Below are 19125 nucleotides of genomic sequence, written 5' to 3' on the forward strand. Positions count from 1 at the left end.
GGTTAGGCTCTGTGCACCGCAATCGATCCGGTGGCGGGGCGTTCGTATTTTTTCAGCGCCACGGGCGGAAAAGTTTCTCTTTGAACGACTTGCTTGTTTCCGATTTTTTCAAACCACACGCACCACACGCCGTCCTCGTCCGTCATGCTCGTCTTGCCTACTTGCTCAACAGTCATTTGAGGACCCCCGGATTTCAGTTGAACAACATCACCCGCTGCAAATTCAGACATTTTCATCTCCTTGTTCGTGATTTGTCCCATCGTAACATTTTTTTGCGGTAGGCACTCCAGCGACTCGTTTTTGGAGCAATTATCAACAGGTGATGCACCAAGGCTTTACGGATTGAGTGTATTCGGTCGCGAGGGCGAACTTGCATAGACAGCGGTGCCGCCCATCAAACAAGCGGCAATCATATGCGTCAGCGAGTGCAGTCCACAAATAGGTCTGCAACATAGACGTTTCCGCCGTTCCGTCGAGACGCCAACCAAATCAGTCAAACGAACGGAATATGCTTCCGCAAACCGATCAGCGCTTCGATCGCCGCCAGCCCGCTGTCATGGCCTCCGCTTCTGAACAGAACCATCTTTCGCCTTTGGCTTCGGTGATTTTGGTGACGTTGTAGTACTTCTGTCCAGGCACGTGATAGATGCGCCGCCGTTTGCTGATATGTTGCCTTTGATATTGCAGCCGGAGTTGCCGTTGCCAATCGCAAAAGCGGTGCCGGCGGCGCTTGCGCATCGTCGCCATGCTGCGCCCGCCAGTCCCATGGCGGCAGAAGCGTTCCGACCCAAAGACCGGTCTTCGACGCCTTCGCTTTGGTCTGTTGTTTTGCATAGGCGCCATCGCTGTATTTTGGCCAATCGAGCGCTTGGCCGTGCTCGAGCATCCAGGCGGCGACGCTCGACCGTCGGCGCGCCTGCAGTCACCAACAAACCGGCCGTAGCGACCAAGTCCCGAACGTACACTTGACCGGCCTCGAGGCTGCTAGGAAGCCGTCCAGCGCTTCGGCGGAACGGCGCCCGCATGGATATTCGAATCCCTTGGCGTCGTCGCAGTATTGCCGGCTCTCGGGCGCGTCGATGCCATTGAAGCGGACACGCTGCCCATGGATCTCGATCGTGTCGCCATCGATGATGGAGGCGACACCGGCAATCGGCGCTGGAGCCGGCTTGGTCAGATTCAGTAGGTGACCTCGGGCAATGAGCCGCTGTGTTGCATGAAGAACTGCGCCACCAAAGCCGAAGCCGCGGCTACCGTCACGTAGATCACTCGCAAAGGCATGCCAGCCCACCGGCGCGGGCGATATTGCTTGGCTCCGGTGCGTTTCAGCCACTTGTCGGACCGATTGTCGTAGCGAGATCGTTCCACCGTCCTGGCCGCTTTCACTCGCACCCGATGCCGTCGCGATCGCGATCTAGTCCGTTAGGATCACCGTTGGTGATTTTCACCCCATGGGGTGCGACCGGATTGTTTCCCTTGCCGCCTGCGCAGTCCAAATCAGCACCGCCAGATGGCACAGCTGCGGCAGTTGCGGCCACGCCTCGATACCTGTTGACGATTGCTGCGGCGCGTACGCCGTCGCCCTCGATATGGGTGTTGTTGCTGTTGGGATTGAATGGATCGACCGTCTGCAAAAGCATGTTGGCGTGGTACGCATCGCCAGCGGCGAGCGTCACCGAAATCGTAATTGTTCAAATAGTCGGCTGCGCAGCCCGAGATAAGTACCACGGACAACACGCACGAAAATTCGTGCACATGCATGAATGAATTCCCCAACCCAAGAAGGATCATGCGCTATTTGTCTCTTGCTGTCGAATCCAGAAGAGGTTTCGGCCTTCCGTGAAGGCACCATTGTCGTCATTGCCGTGTCGTCTCAGCGATGTTGGCTCTGGGGAGGAATACATGCGTGGCGCGCTCGTCTTTGGTTCCGTTCTTTCATTGATCCTATCATCGGCTCCCGCCTTGGCCTGGTGGGACGGCGGCCCCATGCAGATCGCCGCCGTGGCCTAATCAAAGCTGAGCGCACAGGCGAAGGCCAAGGCCGGTGCCCCGATCAAACTGAACCCCGACTATCAGAGCTGGGTCGCCGGCGTGCCGGACGACAAGAAGGCGCAGTATGCTTTCGTTCATGCGGCGGTTTGGGCTGATGACATCAAAGACCCTGCCCACGGCTACACCAAGGACGACGACACGCCAACGGGGCAGAACATCGGCTATGCCGACAAGAACATGCATCGCTACTGGCACTTCAAGGACATCAGCTTTTCGACCGACGGGACGCAATTCTCCGACGCCGATCCGATCAACGCGGTCTCGCAGATGAAACTCTTCGTCGCCGCGCTGCCGGCGTCAGCCGCTACCGACGACGTGCGCCCTTTTCTTTTGCTTTCAGCGCTTTAAGGGCGGCGTCCGTCAGCAGCCCAATGGTCTCCTGAAAAAGTACCGTCAGTACAATTTCAAGGCTCGGCAGCAGGAAATCCCTTTTTCCAGTGCCTTAAAGGGCAAAAAAGTACCGTCACGAGCCTCTTTGGTTGTGACTGTACTCAGAAAAATCCTGGCTCAGCCAATACGCCATCGGCGAGCCGACTACCGCGCCACCAATGATCACGATATCATAGGCATTGCGCGAAGGGGCTGTGTAAGGAGGGATTGCCACGACTGCTCTCCGTTTTCGAGGTTGAAGACGGCGATCAGACCGTCCGGGGCCCGCGCCAGCAGGCTGACATCAGGATCCATCCGAAGAAGGCGCACGAAGGCGCGTGACGCTCCGTCGGTGGCCACGCGTGTCCAGCGTTCGACTTCCTAGCAGCAGTCTGGCCGTCTACTTATCTGGGGTGGCGGTGGATCACCCTGCCCTGGATCAGTTCGCGACCCGCCTTGCCCGTCTATCGTTCGCCGCTTAAGCAGGGACGGTACTTTCTTCCACAGATAGCCAGTGACATGACAGTGGCTCAGGAAGAGAAATTCAAGGCCGCTCAGCTCCCGTCATTCGCTTCGAGGATGGGGAGCAGGTCGTGCGTCACGCCAAATTGCACGATTTACGGGGTTGCCGCCCAAGAACCGTATCTGTCCTGTGGCGGAAGCTTTGGAACAAGGGAAGTTGGGATCAACACCGAGCGAATGCTTCAAAGCAACTCCGTTGGTGGTATGAAGCAGGCGGTGTCGGGCGCGAGGGTGTCCACCATGCGTCCAGGTGATCCTCAAATGAACCCTCTGCACCGCTCGAGGCGCCCTTCGGGAGTTCCAGGCGGCATTTCTGTTCAATAGCTGAGCCAAGTCTGCGGGCGTTGGAAGCTGTTAAACCTAGATCACCGGAGGCATGCTCCGCGCCACCCTGCTTGGTCGCGCCATGATCACGCAGAGGGACTTCCCATTCTATGCTTCGATCGGGAGGAGGATTGAACCTGAATGGATATCCGGCCGACCTTCGCGCTGGTCTAATCGCCGCGTAGAATCTTCGCCTCGAGCGCGGCCGCAACGAATGCCCGCCTTGCAGTTGGCGGATGAGCCTCACCACGCAACACGTGCAGACAGGCATCCATCGCTGCATTCCGCTTCTTGGTCTGAGAACGAAGATCCCGCATCAAAATAGTTGCCGCGTCATTCACCTCAAGCACGATGCGTTCAGAGCTGTTACGGTTGACCTGAACGACGACTGGTCTCTCAAATCTGCTTAAGCCCATCGCCACGCTCCCCTCCACCCGGCGACGACAGGCCGCACTGTTTTCCTCAACCGAAATCCGCCTGAATCACCGCAGCTAATTTTCGGTCCCAGGCGACCCCCTGCCTGGCCGTAAAGTCTCGAGAATGGTCGGTTCGCGCTGAATAAAATAGAGTGGGATAACCAAGCCGAATGCAGCGACACTATTGAGAAACAGGTATATGGTCATATAGCCCCCCGGCCATTTTCATAAACCATACAGCCATGCAAGTTCGCTAAAAGCAAGCGACCCCGGCGCGCGCACCTGCGTATACACGGCAATGTCATGTCGCCTCGTTCACAGCCGGGCGCGGCATGCTAGCCAGTGCCTACAGCACTCGTGATCTCGGACCGTGCCCATGCGTCGCGGACGCCCGATAACCACGGAAGTGCGGTGCGGCACATTGAGGCCGAGCCTGCACAACAGTCTCGCGGCAGCGCGAATGTAGATTGGCCGGGAGAATTCGCCAAAGTACCTCATGCTCCGTCATCAGCGGAACCTGAGCTCGAACAAAGGCAAGTCCGAACGGCCGCCCATCCTGCAGGATGTGGTGACGGCCAGTCACCACAACATGATCATCGACGAGTTGGGAATCGGCGCTATCCGCGCGACATTGGACCAGACGGCCCCGGGCTGACATCAGTCGATCCTCAAACGTGTCCCCGTACAGAATAAATCCGACAGCCGCCACTAGGGCATTTCGATCGGACACGCTGAGTGTTGCTGACGTCCCGCCGACGCAACTTTCCGAGCAATCGTAGATCCGAGCGATCGGCGAAGGACAACAAAAATCCTCCGCCCCCCACCGCGGCCGACCGGACGCGCTGCGGCATTGGGGAGCGGTTACATCTAGCGGCATCCCCGAGCGCGAGGTGTCGTTCTCAGTGAACAGTTACGATTTGAAAGCGCGCCGGCTCTAAATCAGGAGTTCGTGCGATTCTCACGAAGCTCAAGGGAATCGGCGCGCTAGGACGACAGGTAACGGGAAAGAGCTGGGACCTCAGAATGTCGGTTTCGTACAAAGCTGAGTTTGGTACGTTTCCCACTCTGACATACTTTTCGCGTCTTTTGTAATCACGCGGCGGGGGCTCGCCGTGCATCGATTCGCATTCCGCTGTCATTGTCGTACCAAGGGGCGTATTGTCACGAGATCGTCTGCACGTTTTTACGGGCGCGGACGGCAAGGAGATTGGAATGCTCTTGCCCCAAGTGGGATTGAGCCATGACCAATCCAGTGAATGCTTCCTACAAAAATGAATTGCTGCGACGGCTTAGCGCGGATGACCTCGCGCGTTTGGAGCCGCATTTTGAGCGACGTGCCCTTGATCTGAGAATGCCGTTGGAGACTGCCGGTTCAAGGATAGAGGCCGTTTACTTCCTTGAGGAAGGCATCGGCTCTGTTGTCGCGATGACTCCGGACGGCAAGGATGCCGAAGTTGGCCTCATTGGCTTAGAGGGAATGACTGGTCCCGCGCTGGTGATGGGTGCCGACTATGCCGCGCACGATTGTTACGTGCAATTGGCAGGCAATGCAGTGCGAATCGGAGTTCAGCCATTCAAGGCGGCTCTAGTGGACAGCCCTACGTTGCATCCCTTCCTTTTGCGCTATGTCCACTATCTCCACATTCAGGCTACGTATACGGCCCTAATGAACGCACGAGCGAGCCTTGAAGAGCGTCTGGCGCGATGGCTGTTGATGTGTGACGACCGGATGCACGACAAACGCATTACGATCACTCACGAGTTTTTGTCTGTTATGCTCGGCGTAAGGCGGCCGGGGGTCACCGTTGGGCTCCAAGTGCTCGAGGGCCGTGGCCTCATCCGTTCGCGACGAGGTGAAATCGTCATTCGAGACCGCCAAGGCCTCGTTGCCCAAGCAGCTGGTATCTATGGGCAACCAGAAGGCGAATATGTTCGGCTGATTGGGGAAATCGCCCGACGCTGACCATGGGGTCTGTGGGGTCCGCAAGCTCGGTCCTCGCTAGCAGCTAAGCAGAATCTTGCTTCGCGCGCGGTCAGATGGTGTAGAGATCCCTGGCTTGGACGAGCGGGCGACGGTTTTTGCAAATCCCAAGAATGGCTTGCATACAGGAGAGCAGCCCTCCATCATAGCCGGATTCGCAGTTCCATTTTTTGCCAGCGCACCTTGCGATTGGCAGCACGAATCGGGACGCCGCCCCCTAGGAGGGGGAGAAACCATGCCTTCCGTATCTACTGGACGGGCCAACTTATTGGACGCAGAAACGGGCGCCCGTTTCATTCACGCGCTACTCGATGAACTCTCTGGCGGGAAAGCGCCCACGCCCGACTTCGTCAAACAAAGCGCGGCGACAGTGCTTGCCAACGAAATGAATGTGGCGAGCCGGCCGGCATAGTCGTACTGAATGAGTGCACGGCGATCTATGCAGGAGGCAAGTCCGGCCAGATTTCGGAGCTGTATGTTCGACCCGAGATGCGCTCCAATGATTGCCCCTTGTCTGCTCGAGGTCGCTGTGCGGGAAAGCCGCGCTCGTGGTTGGAAGCGACTTGAGGTTGGAGCACCCGCGCAACCAAAATGGAAACGCACGTCGATTTCTACTCGGACGGGTTCGAGGAAGTCGGCCCTCGGCCCCGCAGGACTATTTAGACAATCTGTCCCCAACCTATGCCAAGCTACACAGGTGTAATGCAGGGTCACTTCGCCAGCAACGGTTATTCTCGCTTCGACGAACTTCAAAGCCGGCATGTGGCAGATCAAGTTCGGCTGCGAGCATCTTCACCCTTGGAGGAGGCGCGCTGCCTCGCGTACGGATGTCACTCGCGACCCACTCCCAGACCTGTTCCTGGCGCCCCTGATTGGTTGGAGTTTAGAGGCGCCCCTGATTGGTTGGAGTTTAGAAAAGTCAGCCACCGTCTGGTCTGACCGACGGAGCCGATCCTACCGGGGCGGCTCTGGTGTGGATCAAACGCGCCATAGTCCATTGTGAGACGGGGGGTGCCGCGGCGGATTGAGCGCACCTGATGAGCTTGGCAGCAACAAAACCACTTGCCGACTACCAGCACTCCGAGTGGGTTTGTTCCCGAATGAACTTCCTCGCGAGGCGCACCCGTGTGCAGGTGCGGTGATGCGGCGACAGCCGTAGCGGGCTGGCCGACAAAATGTAAGTAAGCGGCAGCAACCCCTGCGTCCTGGGTTTGAGCAAACCACAAGCGAGATACGGCCTTCAATCCGAATGCCTCCTGGCACAAGAAGTTCGCAAGTCTCGCTGCCTGATCAGCACTCCCCGCAGCGCGCAGGCGTTGCAACGGATCTTCAAAGAAATTCACAGGCTCTTAGCACTCCAAAGCCGCTGGGAATGGTAGGCGAACATAAATTGTCGAAACGCGCTGCCGAGAATGCCAAATGACGAAGTCAGCAGGAGTGTTCAAAGTGGTCGCCTTGCCTGAGAGCTTTGGATCAAGATTTTGCTCATGCGCCTGCCCTTTCGTCTTGACTATCTCCGGCTTACCCCTTAATCCTCCCGTTGTTAGCACTCGCTCGCGGTGAGTGCTAACAACGGTCCGGCAAAGCCGGGCTTTGCAGTTTGTCCGGCGTGGCCGGACGGTGTTTCTCACCGCTCTCACCGAGGAAGAAAAAATGGCAAAGTCGAAGTTCCGCCCGCTTCATGACCGCGTGGTCGTTCGGCGGGTCGAATCCGAATCCAAGACCGCGGGCGGGATCATCATCCCGGATACGGCAAAGGAAAAGCCGCAGGAAGGCGAGATCATCGCTGTCGGCTCCGGTGCTCGTGACGAAACCGGCAAGCTGGTCCCGCTGGACGTCAAGGCTGGCGACCGCATCCTGTTCGGCAAGTGGTCGGGCACCGAAGTCAAGCTCAATGGCGAAGACCTTCTGATCATGAAGGAATCCGACGTGATGGGCATCATCGGCTGACCGCCGTCGCCTTTCATCACATCCAATCTGAATTTAGGCCGAATTGCCCAGGAGCAAAAAAATGGCTGTGAAGCTCGTCAAATTCTCCCGTGATGCCCGCGAACGCATGCTGCGCGGCGTCAACATCCTCGCCGACGCGGTGAAGGTCACGCTCGGCCCGAAGGGCCGCAACGTCGTCATCGACAAGTCGTTCGGCGCCCCGCGCATCACCAAGGACGGCGTCACCGTCGCCAAGGAAATCGAGCTTGAAGACAAGTTCGAGAACATGGGCGCGCAGATGGTCCGCGAAGTCGCTTCGAAGACCAACGACATCGCCGGCGACGGCACCACGACCGCGACGGTTCTGGCGCAGTCGATCGTCCAGGAAGGCCACAAGGCCGTTGCCGCCGGCATGAACCCGATGGACCTGAAGCGCGGCATCGATCTGGCTGTGACCGAAGTCGTCGCGACGCTGATCAAGAACGCCAAGAAGATCAAGACCTCCGAGGAAGTTGCTCAGGTCGGCACGATCGCCGGTAATGGCGACGAGTCGGTCGGCAAGATGATCGCGGAAGCGATGCAGAAGGTCGGCAACGAAGGCGTCATCACGGTTGAAGAAGCCAAGACCGCCGAGACCGAACTCGAAGTCGTCGAAGGCATGCAGTTCGACCGCGGCTATCTCTCGCCCTACTTCGTCACCAACGCCGACAAGATGGTTGCCGAGCTCGAGGACGTCTACATCCTGCTCCACGAGAAGAAGCTCTCCAACCTGCAGGCCATGCTGCCGGTTCTCGAAGCCGTCGTGCAGACCTCCAAGCCGCTGCTCATCATCTCGGAAGACGTCGAAGGCGAGGCCCTGGCCACGCTGGTCGTCAACAAGCTGCGTGGCGGCCTGAAGATCGCTGCCGTCAAGGCGCCGGGCTTTGGTGATCGCCGCAAGGCCATGCTGGAAGACATCGCCATCCTCACCGGTGGCCAGGTCATCTCGGAAGACCTCGGCATCAAGCTCGAGAACGTCGGCCTCAACATGCTCGGCCGCGCCAAGAAGGTGTCGATCTCCAAGGAGAACACCACCATCGTCGACGGCGCCGGCAAGAAGGCCGAGATCCAGGGCCGCGTTGCCCAGATCAAGCAGCAGATCGAAGAGACCACTTCGGACTACGACAAGGAGAAGCTGCAGGAACGTCTGGCGAAGCTCGCCGGCGGCGTTGCGGTGATCCGCGTCGGCGGTGCGACGGAAGTCGAAGTCAAGGAAAAGAAGGACCGCGTCGATGACGCCCTCAACGCGACCCGCGCGGCCGTCGAAGAAGGCATCGTTGCTGGTGGTGGCGTCGCGCTGCTGCGCGCTTCGCTGAGCATCAACGCTGTCGGCGTCAACTCCGACCAGGCCGCCGGCATCAACATCGTTCGTCGCGCGCTGCAGGCTCCGGCCCGCCAGATCGCGGCCAACGCCGGTGCGGAAGCCTCGATCGTTGCCGGCAAGATCCTTGAGAACAAGGGCGCGACCTTCGGCTACAACGCCCAGACGGGCGAATATGGCGACATGATCGCCATGGGTATCGTCGATCCGGTCAAGGTTGTCCGTACGGCTCTTCAGGACGCGGCCTCGGTCGCCGGCCTGCTGGTCACCACCGAAGCCATGATCGCGGAGGCTCCCAAGAAGGAGTCGGCTGGCGGCGGCATGCCTGGCGGCATGGGCGGCGGCGGCATGGGCGGCATGGGCGGCATGGGCGGCATGGATTTCTAATCCACGCTACCTGCGCAATACGGAAAGGGCGGCAGCGATGCCGCCCTTTTTTTGCACAACTTCGCGGAACCACAGCTACATCGTCGTACTGGCCGCTTGATACCGCCTATTACCTCATGTCCATTTCCAGCACCCATCTCGTCCTTTGACGCTCTTCTTGATGCAGTCAGCAACAGCTGGTACCGGTCACAACTCTTTCGCGTACTCTTTTACTGCAAATTCAAGTGATTGGGGCATAGGGACAGGAAGCCCTGAGCGGTTCTGCAGCCAAGCTGTGCAGAATTTGTCGGTCTGCCTCTGTCTCCACGCCCTCGGCCATGACCTCGATCCCAAGCACAAGCAGCCTGTCATCTCGAGACCTTGCCAGACCGCGAACGAAGCCCTGCTGCCGCATCACTGCTGTGAAGGGCGGGCCATTGGGCGGTCAACGAATCTCCTGTGTCATCTAGGACCAGATCGACTCGGCCAGAGGCTTCTGACGACTTTATGCATGCGATTCCCACTTTTGTTAGCATTCGGCGCGAACCCGCCCCCTGCACCAAACCTGCGAAAGGACCTGATCGTTGTCGCCTAAAGCTTGTTGTCATCGACTTGAGCGTTCTCTGCTTCTCATGGAAGATGCTAAATCCGCTCGTGCGTTATTGCCGGCCAGCAAAGGCTGCGGGTCGGCGGTGAGGGTGTCGAGAGGCGGCAGTTCACCTTGACTCATTGGTGCCGCCGGCGCCTGGATGGTTTCCACGACTGTGCCGGAAGCACCGGAGACATGTGACATCTCGGCAGCGGGCGTCAGGGCGGCTTCTCTCTCCCTGCTGCACAGAAAATCGTGGAGCGCCTCCACGCAAATGCCGGCGTTCTTCTTGTCTTTTCTAAAGGTCGGGACCACCTTGATATCGGCCTGTTGGTAGTCTGGCCCGCGCTTTTCTAACATGTTTTCGAGCTGCTGCTTGATGTCGGGGCCTTGCAGCAGCGGCCGGCCGGTGTCGCCCGTGGAGCGCTGCTGCAGGTGGAGGCGCCTGCCGATCTCATCCAGGTCGGTGTTGAGCCAGATTGACACCGCCTTCTCGCGGATCAGGTCTCGATTGGGCTGCTTGACAAAGCCGCCGCCGCCGGTTGCGATGACCATGGGGCCTTTCTTCAACTGCTCGGCGAGCTCTCTAGTCTCCAGCTCCCTGAAGTAGGGCTCGCCACGGCGCTCGAATATATCCTTAATATCGCCGTGCCCTTTGATGATAAGTTTATCGATGTCGACAAACTCCACCCCCAGCTCCCTGGCAAGGCGGGGGCCGATGCTCGACTTGCCGCTCGCCGGCATGCCGACGAGCACGACCGGCCTCGTACCGAGGGCCGCGACGATCTTGCCGGCATGCGGCGAGAGAATGACCGCACTCTGTTGTCTTGCGACGGTGGGCGACCTGGAGGTCCCTGCCGCCCTCGACCTGCTTTCTCCTGACGAGCCCCAGTGTAATATGTCCCAGGCACCACGGGGAATGGGGACCAGCTCGCATTCGCTCTGCGCGCGCTGCGCGAGCTCGGCCCGGTAACTGGCCGGCGTATGGAACTCGACCTCGAAGCGATAGTTCTGTGCGGTTCTGAACGCCGTGTGAACGCCGCGTAACCCCTGCGTGTCCATCCTGATGAACCAGTTGGTGGTCTCGACCTCGCTGCAGTCACGCTCCTCGAAGGCCAGTGCCGCCTTCCTGAAGGCGCGCGTAAAAGCCTCGTCCGGGATCTCAAAGACATGGCGCACTGCACTGGTGACCAGTTGGGCATCCGGCGCCGCGCTCACGCCCTGGCCGGTCAACTCGTTGGCTGTCCCGATCTGCCCACGCGACCGTTGATCAAGATGCGGCACCTGCACCTCGATGCCGTCCTGCCGCAAAAGCTCGGCAACCGCATGCACAGTTTCGGTAATCGCGCTTTCTTGCGCTTGGGCGAGGGCGGCTTCGAGCCTGGCGCGCTCCAGGGCCTGTTCGCTGTTCGGCGCTATCCTGCTGGCGGGGTCGTCGTAGGCCGGAATTGCTAAGGCGCTGGGCAGTATTCGGTTTTCGACGGCGAGTCTGATCGAGGCCTCCATGACCGACGCCGCCAGCGTGGGGTTGTCCTTCAGATCCGCCAGGCTGCCATCGACGTCGAACCGGCCCTGTTGGAGCTTTGCCGCCTGCGACTTGACATAGGGCGCCGACTTGAAGCCCGGCCTCTGCTCTATGAGCCGCTGCAATTCGGTGGTTTTTTGCATGAACACTCGCGCACCGGTTTCGGACTTGTAGGCGTCCGTGCCGACCTTGATGCCGACGCTCAACAGATTGATCGCGCTTTCATGCAGATCGACCGGGTTGTAGCCGTCGGGCCGCGGATCAATGCGCGCCTGATAGCGGTTGAGCAGGAAGTCGACGCGTTTCCTGGCATCAGCGGTTGCCGGATAGGATTCGCTGAGTTTCGGGAAGAGCGCGGCGGCCTCGGCGCTGACGGCAGGCTTCGCGCCGGTTGAGGCCACGGATCGCGCAAACTTCTGCTTGACGTCCGACTGCTCATGAGCCGGCTCGCTATTGAGCTGCAGGTTCCAGTCCTGGAGCTCGGCCACTAGCAACGCGGCCAGTTCGCAGGCCACCGGATGCCGGGCGGTCTTGCTGTCTTCCCCCGCCCTGGCGATCAGCTCATGGAGGGTCTGGCCATTCGGCCGATCTTCCTGCAACAATGCACGGATGTCGGCCTTGAGCTCTTGATGAATGCCCTCGTAGGTGCCGAAGATGGCACGCTCAGCAAACCAGCGTTGCGCCTCCAGCGGCTGCGCCAGCACGTTGCGCTGCAGGCAGCTGTAGGTCTCCAGCACCAGCCCGGTGGCCGACAGGATCTGCTTGGACCGGCTGAACTGGTAGCCGCCTTTCTCAATGGCCGGCGTGTGCGACTTCGGCGGCTTCATCGAGGCGATGCCGCGCGCCTGCAGCTGCGCGTCGAACTGGCGCACATGCTCGTAAAGGCGAGGCTGGTCGCCGATGATGATGACGGCATCGCCATCAAAATCGCCGTCGAGCATTTTTTGTTGGACGGTCGGAACCGCAACCAAAGAGCCGGGCGCGAACACCTCCGTCGCCTGCAGGATGCCGACGCACTCGAGCGCGGTGTCGGTCTTAACCCGGTCCTTTTCCTCCAGCCAGCGCGAATGGCACTTTACGTCCTCGGCAGACATCACCATCCCGCGGTCGGCGAAGTCCGCCGGCCACATTTCGTCGGGCACAACGATCAAGACGCCTTTGGCAAAGAAGGTCGGATCGTCGGCGGCAAGCCTAGCCCCCGATCTGTGCGCGACGTTGAAGCTGTATTGGAAGGCCACGCACCGATCCAGGAACGCCGCGGTGCGGTCGCCATCGCGCGCCGACCTGACCCGGTCGGCGGCGAACGGGCGCAGGTTGGGCTTGTCATAGGGGGAGCGTCCGACAAGTACGCCAGCGTCACGGGTCAAGGTCTTGCTCTTGCCCGTCGGCACATACAGGCATTCGTCACTGGACGGCACGGCGATAGCGTTCGAACCCTCGATATGCCCGCCCGTGACCGTCCGAAACAGCTCCTCGGTGGTGAGGCTTTGATGGGTTTCGAGCCACGCCAGAGCCTTCTCGCGGGTCTCCTGTGCCACCTCGACGCTGCGCGGATAATGTTGCAGCGCCGTGGGCGGTACCGCCGATTGCCTTTTATCGGCAAAGGCAGGCATCCGCTCGGGAGCGTCGTGGCGAGCCCGGGCAACGGACGGCATGCGCTCGGCCAGCGACGCCCTGATGAAGCCGCAGCCGTCATGCGGCCGCAAGGCGATCTCGCCGTCTCGCCCCTCGAACCGGAAGGGATGCACCGCGCCTGCGGGGCGGTCGGGCAGAAGGGACAGCTTGAAGCACCCTTCCAGCGCATAATCATGCGGGCCAACGTCGGGGATGCCCGGCGGCGCGGCAAATCCGCGGCGCTGGGTATAGTAATAGGCTTCCTTGAACGGCGCCCAGGCCCGCGACAGCTGCTCAAAGGCCGTACCCGGAGCCGTCTCGGCATAGGGGATCGCCAAAAGCTTGCCGCTTGGGGCCTCTGCGGCCGTGAAGGGCAGGTCAGAGGCAAGCTGGTTAAGGCTCCTTTGCGGCGGCTTCAGTTTGCTGCCGCCGAACAGGTCCATGCGGTAGGGCACGCCCTCCACGGCCACCGTGCGTGTCAACATGGCGCCAGTCGGAGTTCCCTTTAGCTGCACCGCCACCACGTTCACCGCGCCCGAGGTCAAGCGATGGAAAATGGAATAGCGCAACTCGGCTTCGCTGGCCAGCGGCTGGCCTTGCATGTCGACCACCGGCAGCCGCATTAGTCCGGCATCGCCTTGCGGCGGTCTCGGCTCTTGGTCCATGGCCTGAAGCACCCGATGAACATCGAAGCTGGCGGCTGCATGCTGGGCCTGGATCATCGATGCGTTCTGCGCCATGAAGGTGTCGAGCGCTTCGAGCGGTTCCTTCGCCTCGATAGAGGCGATCACGTTCCAGCTCTTGTAGGAAAGGTCGGCGTCGATGAGGGTGCGGGCGCTCTTCAGTATCTGCCTAGTCTTGCCATGCAGCTCTTCCTGCCTGGCCCGCAAGGCGAGCTCGTCGCCGTCGACATAGGGCCGCCGGTAGAGCGTCTCCAGCACCGCCCGGGTCTTGAGCACCTGATGGATCGAAAGCGCCGGGCGGCGGCTTGCATTGGCGCCGCTGGTACGCTCGGCCTGGCCTGCTGCGAGATAGGCATCTATCTTGTGTTCCACCACCGGCTGGATGGCGTTGAGCAGGTTCAGCGTCGACTTGCGGTGCCAGCGCAACGCCGGCTTCGGGCTGCGAGCTAGTGGCAGCAGGGAGCTGCAAAGATTGCCCATCGTCTCGAGGTTGTTGTCGAGCTTAAACCCGGGAGCGGCACGTAACACCTCGAGCCTGTCCAGCCCCGGCTGTGCCAGCATACCCAGATCATCCAACAACTGCGCCTTGCCCAACGCCTTGAATATACCCGCGACGGCATGGACATCGGCCTGCTGGAGCCGATCCTCGGCATATTGCAGGTAGTGCGCCAGCTGATGCAGCCGGTCCTTCAGCAAGGCCGGTTCGGCGACCTCGCCGGCGGTCTCTCCCGCCTCGATACCCCGCGACAGGCCATTGGCGATCCTGACTAGTGCGGGCGTGCCGAAAGCACTGAAGCGACGGCCCTTGGAACCGAGCTCGCTGGCGATGGCAACGATCGCCTTGCGTGCTTTTTCTTCTTCCGGCCACTTGCCGAAACCGTTCACCAGATTGGCCAATTCTGAATCAGAGAATCCGTCGAGATTGCCGTCGCGGGCAACCACCGCGCCGGCGCTGGCAAGCGTCTCTTCGCGCGTCTTCTGCTGGTCCGACATTGCGTCGGAGACGCGGTGCGGGCCTTCTTCGCTATCAGGACGCCCTGCTTGTCCGACCAACTCTCCGGTACTGCCCATATTCCCTCTCCGATCCAGCAAGACGCATCGCCTAAGCCTGTCAACAACAGGGCGTCATTGGTTGAGTGCGGTCACGCGAACCTGCAACGGCATGCGTGAAAGCTGCGGCATTCACGCAACGGCAACTGCCTCGACAACGCCCCAGTGAAAAGCTTCCTCGCCACTCGTTCGTTCCGGCATAAAGCGGAAGCACAAAGGGCTGAGCCCTGTACAAATGCCAATAAATCACTATGAACCCACGGGGCGGATCTACGGTTTCTTCATTTGAGCGACCTCGATCAGGCAGCGTTCGAAATCCAGTTCAAAAGAGCTGTCTTCGGTTTGGCGCCGACCGAGAAATCGGCCACTTCGCCGCCTTTGAAGATCGCAAGCGTCGGAATGGAGCGCACGCCCAATTGGGCGGCGAGTTCCGGGTTTTCATCGATGTTAAGCTTGGCGATCTTGATCTTGCCTTCCATCTCGACGGAGATTTCCTCGAGGCTCGGAGCAATCATCTTGCAGGGATCGCACCATTCGGCCCAGAAATCGACGACGACGGGTGCTGCGGATTCCAGAACTTCCGACTGGAAGTTATCGATATCGACTTTCACGGTAGCCATGGCTGCTCCTTTGACCGAAGAATTGTTGAATCAAATGTGACGGTTTCCGGCTTAGCCGAACGCTGTTTCCACTTTGACTGAGCCCGAGTTAGATGATGTAAGTTTTGCCAGCGGCAAATGGACCTTCGTTCAACATCGAATGCGCCGATTGGAGCGTGTCCTGCAATGAAGATCCAAAGTTCTGAAGGGTCAACGTCGAAACGGGTTACATTCGTAATGTGGATAGATCGGACATGCTGGACCGGCTCGCAAGCATGGGATCTCCGAAGCGACGATCTACAATTGGAAGCCCGCGGCAAGGCCTGGCAGATAGTCTGCCCCTGTCGCCGGACGGCATCGCGCACGATAACCATGACGTGACAGCGCAACGGACGGTGCGACCAGATGATCTGCGAGGGGAAACGCCACGCCGGCTTGGCTTGCCAATGACTTCAATGCCAACCCACGGCATAGAGGGGTCCGGTAAGCTTGGCGCCATTGTCATTGGCGAAGCCGTCGGCGAGCACCACGATTTCGTCGAGGACCGGCCGCGATAGCCCGCTTTATCGGAGTGGAACGCAGGGCAGTGGCGTTGCGACAAAAAAGCTCGCGGCCTGCGGCCCGCGCCCGTCATCCCGTTCTGCCAAGCGAAATGTCGTCGAGATCCTCTTCGATCACCCCAGCCGCGTATAGCTGATCGAGCAGGTCGGCGATGGCAAGGACGCTCGCTGCATCCGTGACCCCCATAATCAGCTCCGAGGCTGTACAGTTCCCGCTCGCGATTAGATGACAATGGAAATCGGAACCACCCCGTCGAGCACTCGATGCTGAATGTTCCGTGAGCGGAGATGGAAGCAGTGGTCCCCCGCCTCGTGTTGCAGGTCTCCGCGGAAGCGAATTGGCCGGTTGGGAGGCGGGTTTTCGAGCATATTCGTCGACGATGCCATCGAGACCCTCCCGGAACTCGTCGGGCGTGCTGAAGACACGTTGAGACATTATTCGGTACCCGAGAGGCCAGCGTTCGTTACCGGCGTCACCAGTTGTAAACGTCCCTGCCGCATATTTGCCAGAGAGCCAGAAACACAGGCGATAGTCGTGGGACAGCCCTCCGGCACGGCGATTGCGGCATCTTTGCCGGACGCCCTCCTCCGCGCGCGTGCGCGCCCGGTGAAAGCCTTTGCGATCGGCCCGTCCTTGCCCCGCAGGATGAATTCGACCCCATCAGGTCCTCGGGCGAAAACGCCGCGTGTATCTGATTATGATCGTCCGTGCTTAGCACCGAGAAACGATTGGTCACGCGACCGTGGCGTTCAAACAGTTCGAGCATGCGGTTGGCAGTTCGCCCGTGATTTGATGGTAGTCGAACAGAAAACGGTCATACTCCGAGTGTCGATCGGGTCTGTGGCCCAGCAACAGAGTCCAGTGCGGCACGCGACATGGGCCGAATTGCTGCCGATCACATCACCATCGCAATGCGAGTTGGCGATCAGGTTGACCGTCAGGGAAAGTACGGCTCGAGTGAGGCGTTAGGCACTTCGACATCCCAGGTAAGAGCCCTCCATTGCCGAATTTGGTCTAAGTGTCCGCGTCCAGGTGACCAAAACTCACTTTAATGGCTGCGATGAGGGCGAAGCAGTCGTTCAGGAATTTTGTCCGCAGGGGACACTCTGTCCAAGTTGCAAACATCGCATGGCAAATACATGTGACTTGATTGTCGATGGATAGGTGATAAGTCGCTGCGATGCTCGACTGCATCTAGGGTGCGGCGGCGTCGGACCGAAAGGCAATGTTCGGGAACCGAACCAATCCACAGAAATATTTTGTTGGTATTTTTGTTGGTCAGCGCTGCTGCTGCTTCATAACTATGCAATTGAGAAACCAAGTGCTATTTTCTCTGCTTGGATTCCGCCTCTGGGCACCAACATTTTTTCTCACCCCGTCTCATGCAGTCTCGAAGAACGCGATTTTCTCTGTGTTTTCGGCTACTTATGCGCCCAACTAATCGAACTGACGTCTAAAGTCGTCTCACACCATCTCATTGCCGATACCGTCATTTGTCGGTATTTTTGACGGCACCGGGCAAAAGGTCAAAAGGAGATACCGTCATATGGGCAAGCTCAGTGACGATCAGGTCCGCCAGGCGAAGGCAAAGGAAAAGCCTTACAAACTCGCTGACGGCAGTGGTCTCTACTTGCTTGTCCTGCCCTCGGGCTCTCGCCTGTGGCGGATGGATTACAGGTACAACGGACGCCGCAAGACGTTGGCGATCGGCATTTACCCCAAGGTTCCCCTCGCTCATGCTCGAACTGAAGTCGAGAGGGCGCAAAAGCAACTCGACGGTGGCGTTGATCCATCGGCACAACGGAAAGCCGACCGGAAGGCCGAAGAGGCACAACGGAAGACCTTCGGCGAAGTCGTGGAAACCTACCTTGAACGGTTGGCCAAGGAAGGCGGGCGCGAGGGTGGCCCGGCCTCTCAGCGAACGATCAGCAAGAACACCTGGTTGCTGAAAACACTGGCCAAGGATCTGCTCCCGAAGCCAATCAAGACGATCACGCCGGCTGACGTGCTTGCGGTGTTGCAGAAGGTCGAGGCGAGCGGGCGCCTGGAATCGGCAGTGCGGCTGCGTTCGGTCATAAGCGATGTGTTCGAACTGGCCGGCTCACTCCTGCTGGTGGAGAGCGATCCGACATGGGCCTTGGGAAAGGCTCTGGCGATGCCAGTGCCTAAGCCGCGCCCCGCGATCACGGACGAGAAGGCATTCGGCATATTGATGAAAGACATCGACGTCTACGACGGCTGGCCGACCTTGCGCGGAGCTCTCCTGTTCGAGGCGCTGACGGTTGCCCGGCCGGATGCACTGCGGCAAGCCGAGTGGCTAGAGATCGACAGCAAGAATTCAACGTGGAAAATTCCGGCCAGGAAGTTGAAGATGCGCCGCGATCACGAGGTTCCGCTGTCTCGCCAGGCGTTGGCAGTGCTCGCTGAGATGCGGCTGATCAGCGGCGACGCCAAGCTCATCTTTCCGTCGATCCGCAACGACGAGCGTCCTCTTAGTGAAAACGCGATGAACTCCGCGCTGCGGCGCATGGGCTATGGTCAGGAGGAGCATTGCGCGCATGGTTTCCGGTCATCCTTCTCGACCATCATGAACGAGCGCCGGCATGATCCTGAACTGATCGAATTCTCACTGGCCCATTACGAAGGCGGCGGGAAGGTGCGCAGCATCTACAATCGGGCGCGCTACTGGCCCGGCCGCGTGAAGCTCATGCAGGATTGGGCGGACCTGATCGACGCGTTCAAGGCAATGAAGAGAAAGAAAAAGCCGGCGACCGCAGCCGCCGACTTCGATGATCTGCTCGGATGACTATTCGACGAAATCGCCGATCGTCTCGAACTTGAACGAGGCCGACTGGCTGCGGGCCTTGTCGCCGACGTTCCATGCCGAGCCGTGCGCTTCGATGCGCACGACCGGATCGCCTTCAAGGCTCTTGCAAAGCGTCTCCGCGACCTGACCAAGTTCGTTCTTGGCAGTTTGCTCGGCGCTGCCGTTCGGGCAGCCCTGGGTGTCGATAAAATGCTGCTTGATGACATCGGCCAATTTTGAAGCGCGGCCGACTTTATTCAGACTCCATGACATATCATTTCCTCGCATAGTTGGAAAAGCCGCGGCGAAGCGGCACGAGACGAGTTGAGCACAGGTGGGCTTGTAATTCAACTGTCAGTGGAATATCGTTCCCTCAGTT

The 19125-nt window shown here is 59.5% G+C and carries 12 protein-coding genes; 5 read left to right on the forward strand and 7 right to left on the reverse strand.

Features of this window, described 5'->3' with window-relative positions; all coding sequences use genetic code 11:
• Positions 1-2: 2 nt before the first annotated feature.
• The 3 genes from FJ423_RS00490 to FJ423_RS00500 all read right to left on the reverse strand — a co-directional run bounded on the left by FJ423_RS00490 (position 3) and on the right by FJ423_RS00500 (position 1676).
• Complete coding sequence (locus FJ423_RS00490; RefSeq protein WP_084016088.1) at positions 3-230, reverse strand: DUF2158 domain-containing protein; 228 nt, start codon at positions 228-230, stop codon at positions 3-5.
• Positions 231-493: 263 nt separating this feature from the next.
• Positions 494-886: a hypothetical protein gene (locus FJ423_RS34725; RefSeq protein ID WP_318013159.1), complete on the reverse strand. Its 393-nt coding sequence runs from the start codon at positions 884-886 to the stop codon at positions 494-496.
• A gap of 496 nt (positions 887-1382) precedes the next feature.
• The gene (locus tag FJ423_RS00500; RefSeq protein WP_224655969.1) at positions 1383-1676 is read right to left on the reverse strand and encodes a calcium-binding protein; all 294 of its coding nucleotides are present in this window, start codon (positions 1674-1676) and stop codon (positions 1383-1385) included.
• A 415-nt stretch (positions 1677-2091) separates the two neighbouring features.
• Here FJ423_RS00500 and FJ423_RS00505 point away from each other — a divergent pair, with 415 nt between their 5' ends.
• Positions 2092-2400 (forward strand): hypothetical protein, encoded by a 309-nt coding sequence (locus FJ423_RS00505; RefSeq protein WP_064994870.1) that lies wholly within the window; start codon positions 2092-2094, stop codon positions 2398-2400.
• Positions 2401-3437: 1037 nt separating this feature from the next.
• Here FJ423_RS00505 and FJ423_RS00510 read toward each other — a convergent pair.
• Complete coding sequence (locus FJ423_RS00510; protein ID WP_041163934.1) at positions 3438-3683, reverse strand: DUF982 domain-containing protein; 246 nt, start codon at positions 3681-3683, stop codon at positions 3438-3440.
• 1240 nt (positions 3684-4923) lie between these two features.
• On the opposite strand from FJ423_RS00510, the gene FJ423_RS00515 reads away from it, so the two are divergent.
• The 3 genes from FJ423_RS00515 (at position 4924) to groL (ending at position 9340) form a co-directional block, all read left to right on the forward strand.
• On the forward strand, positions 4924-5646 hold the full coding sequence (locus FJ423_RS00515) for a Crp/Fnr family transcriptional regulator (RefSeq protein WP_064994871.1): 723 nt from the start codon (positions 4924-4926) through the stop codon (positions 5644-5646).
• Positions 5647-7317: 1671 nt separating this feature from the next.
• Positions 7318-7614, forward strand: coding sequence for a co-chaperone GroES (gene groES / locus FJ423_RS00525; RefSeq protein WP_064994876.1), 297 nt, complete (start codon positions 7318-7320; stop codon positions 7612-7614).
• 61 nt (positions 7615-7675) lie between these two features.
• Positions 7676-9340 carry a chaperonin GroEL gene (groL, locus tag FJ423_RS00530; protein WP_086081374.1) on the forward strand — a complete coding sequence of 555 codons (1665 nt, stop codon included), beginning with the start codon at positions 7676-7678 and terminating at the stop codon, positions 9338-9340.
• A 583-nt stretch (positions 9341-9923) separates the two neighbouring features.
• Here the strand turns inward: groL and FJ423_RS00540 are convergent.
• Positions 9924-14801 (reverse strand): shikimate kinase, encoded by a 4878-nt coding sequence (locus FJ423_RS00540; RefSeq protein ID WP_140787262.1) that lies wholly within the window; start codon positions 14799-14801, stop codon positions 9924-9926.
• Between the two features lie 278 nt (positions 14802-15079).
• On the reverse strand, positions 15080-15400 hold the full coding sequence (gene trxA / locus FJ423_RS00545) for a thioredoxin (RefSeq protein ID WP_064995677.1): 321 nt from the start codon (positions 15398-15400) through the stop codon (positions 15080-15082).
• Between the two features lie 2086 nt (positions 15401-17486).
• Here trxA and FJ423_RS00555 point away from each other — a divergent pair.
• On the forward strand, positions 17487-18746 hold the full coding sequence (locus FJ423_RS00555) for an integrase arm-type DNA-binding domain-containing protein (protein WP_140838251.1): 1260 nt from the start codon (positions 17487-17489) through the stop codon (positions 18744-18746).
• Here the strand turns inward: FJ423_RS00555 and FJ423_RS00560 are convergent, their stop codons facing one another.
• Positions 18747-18980 carry a hypothetical protein gene (locus tag FJ423_RS00560; RefSeq protein WP_140838253.1) on the reverse strand — a complete coding sequence of 78 codons (234 nt, stop codon included), beginning with the start codon at positions 18978-18980 and terminating at the stop codon, positions 18747-18749. It lies immediately after the preceding gene.
• Positions 18981-19125 lie beyond the last annotated feature (145 nt).

Origin of the sequence: Mesorhizobium sp. B2-8-9 (assembly GCF_006439475.1) — a bacterium.
Lineage (GTDB): Bacteria > Pseudomonadota > Alphaproteobacteria > Rhizobiales > Rhizobiaceae > Mesorhizobium.